The organism is Neisseria sp. P0022.S010, from assembly GCF_051956635.1.
The window spans coordinates 1-2,654 of sequence record NZ_JBQCXF010000417.1; the positions used below are offsets into that span (position 1 = coordinate 1).

General features: G+C 54.2%; 2 protein-coding genes. Both read left to right on the plus strand.

Going from position 1 to position 2,654, the window contains the following annotated elements:
• The first annotated feature begins 53 nt into the window (after positions 1-53).
• Positions 54-2,216, plus strand: a complete 2,163-nt coding sequence (locus tag ACTHUT_RS17575) for a heavy metal translocating P-type ATPase (RefSeq protein ID WP_440419218.1) — start codon at positions 54-56, stop codon at positions 2,214-2,216.
• 87 nt (positions 2,217-2,303) lie between these two features.
• On the plus strand, positions 2,304-2,519 hold the full coding sequence (locus tag ACTHUT_RS17580) for a hypothetical protein (RefSeq protein WP_250600737.1): 216 nt from the start codon (positions 2,304-2,306) through the stop codon (positions 2,517-2,519).
• Positions 2,520-2,654: the final 135 nt, after the last annotated feature.

A 2,654-nucleotide genomic window follows, 5' to 3' on the forward strand; every position in this document is an offset into this window, starting at 1 on the left:
GATAATACATAAATACAAAAACACGCACCAAACAATCAATAGGAGGCTTTGGCATGCAACAAAAAGTCCGTTTCCAAATCGAAGGCATGACCTGTCAGGCCTGCGCTTCGCGCATTGAAAAAGTGTTGAACAAAAAAGACTTTGTCGAATCGGCGGGGGTGAACTTCGCCAGCGAGGAGGCGCAGGTGGTGTTTGACGACAGCCAAACCTCCGCCGCCGACATCGCCAAAATCATCGAGAAAACCGGCTATGGCGCGAAGGAAAAGACGGAAGACGCGCTGCCGCAACCCGAAGAAACCGCGCATGTAAGCTGGCGGCTGTGGCTGCTGTTCGCCATCAACGTCCCGTTCCTTGTCGGCATGGCAGGCATGATGATCGGCAGACACGATTGGATGATTCCGCCGTTGTGGCAGTTCGCATTGGCGAGTGTGGTGCAGCTTTGGCTGGCAGTGCCGTTTTACAAAAGCGCGTGGGCGAGCATTAAAGGCGGGCTGGCGAATATGGACGTGCTGGTCACTATCGGTACGGTGTCGATTTACCTGTATTCCGTTTATATGCTGTTTTTCAGCCCGCACGCGGCGCACGGCATGGCGCATGTATATTTTGAAGCGGGCGTGATGGTGATCGGTTTTGTGTCGCTGGGCAAATTTTTGGAACACCGCACCAAAAAATCCAGTCTGAACAGCTTGGGTCTGCTGCTGAAACTGACGCCGACCCAAGTCAACGTGCAGCGTGATGGCGAATGGAAACAACTGCCCATCGACCAAGTGCAAATCGGCGACCTTATCCGCGCCAACCACGGAGAACGCATTGCTGCCGACGGCATTATCGAAAGCGGCAGCGGCTGGGCGGACGAGAGCCATCTCACCGGCGAATCCAATCCCGAAGAGAAAAAGGCGGGCGGCAAAGTGTTGGCGGGCGCGCTGATGACCGAAGGCAGCGTGGTGTACCGCGCCACGCAGCTCGGCAGCCAAACCTTGCTCGGCGACATGATGAACGCGCTGTCCGAAGCGCAAGGCAGCAAAGCGCCGATCGCGCGCGTGGCGGATAAGGCGGCGGCGGTGTTCGTGCCTGCCGTCGTGAGCATCGCGCTGTTGACTTTTATCGCCACTTGGCTGGTGAAAGGCGATTGGACGATTGCGCTGATGCATGCCGTTGCCGTTTTGGTGATTGCCTGCCCGTGCGCGCTCGGTCTGGCGACGCCCGCCGCGATTATGGTCGGCATGGGCAAGGCGGTGAAACACGGCATTTGGTTCAAAGACGCGGCGGCGATGGAAGAAGCCGCCCACGTCGATGCCGTCGTGTTGGACAAAACCGGCACGCTGACCGAAGGCAGGCCGCAAGTTGCCGCCGTTTATTGCGTTCCCGACAGCGGTTTTGACGAAGACGCTTTGTACCGCATCGCCGCCGCCGTCGAACAAAACGCTGCTCATCCGCTTGCCCGAGCCATCGTCTCCGCCGCCCAAGCGCGCAGCTTGGAAATCCCCTCCGCACAAAACGCGCAAACCGTTGTCGGCGCAGGCATTACCGCCGAAGTAGAAGGCGTGGGTTTGGTGAAAGCAGGCAAAGCCGAATTTGCCGAACTGACCTTGCCGAAGCTTTCAGACGGCGTTTGGGACATTGCAAGCATTGTTGCAGTCTCAGTTGACAACAAACCGATCGGCGCATTCGCACTTGCCGACGCGTTGAAAGCCGATACCGCCGAAGCCATAGGCCGTCTGAAGAAACACAATATCGATGTCTATATCATGAGCGGCGACAACCAAGGCACGGTCGAATACGTCGCCAAACAGTTGGGCATCACACACGCCTTCGGTAACATGAGTCCGCGCGACAAAGCCACCGAAGTGCAGAAACTTAAAGCCACCGGCAAAACCGTAGCGATGGTCGGCGACGGCATCAACGACGCCCCCGCGCTTGCCGCCGCCAACGTCAGCTTCGCCATGAAAGGCGGCGCGGATGTTGCCGAACACACTGCGTCCGCCACGCTGATGCAACATTCGGTCAACCAGCTTGCCGATGCCCTGTTGGTGTCGCAAGCCACTTTGAAAAACATCAAGCAAAACCTGTTTTTCGCCTTCTTCTACAATATCTTGGGCATTCCGCTCGCCGCACTCGGCTTTTTAAATCCCGTCATCGCAGGCGCGGCAATGGCGGCAAGCTCGGTTTCCGTGTTGAGCAATGCCTTGCGCCTGAAACGGGTGAATATTGATTGATAATATAAAGGCCGTCTGAAGACTGTTTTTTCAGACGGCCTTCAATCCATATTTTCTGATTTTGAGACCCAAGCGGGAGTATGTCGTATGGACATGATGTTGTTGACCAATATTGTATTGATTGTTTTATGTATTTTTACCATGTTGCTGGTGTGGTCGCGCAACTGGAAACGCAAGCAGGCGTATTTTGAGAAAATCAAAAGCAATCCGGAAAACCTCAAATGGGTTGGGCAAAATCTGACTGGTCAGGAGTGGAAGGATTTGAAAGTCGTGAGCGACCATTTTGGCCTACCCATGTTGTAGGCCAAGCAATTAATTGATTTTTATAAAAACAGTCAGCATTAATTTATGATTTAACGATAGAATTTGACTGAAGTTAAGGCCGTCTGAAATAGCACTCTTATAATAATATAAGTAATATTTCAGACGGCCTTGCTG

What these genes read in the sequence shown, in the direction of transcription:
- ACTHUT_RS17575 (WP_440419218.1), top strand. Translation starts at nt 54, where the DNA reads ATGCAACAAAAAGTCCGTTTCCAAATCGAAGGCATGACCTGTCAGGCC.
- ACTHUT_RS17580 (WP_250600737.1), top strand. Translation starts at nt 2,304, where the DNA reads ATGGACATGATGTTGTTGACCAATATTGTATTGATTGTTTTATGTATT.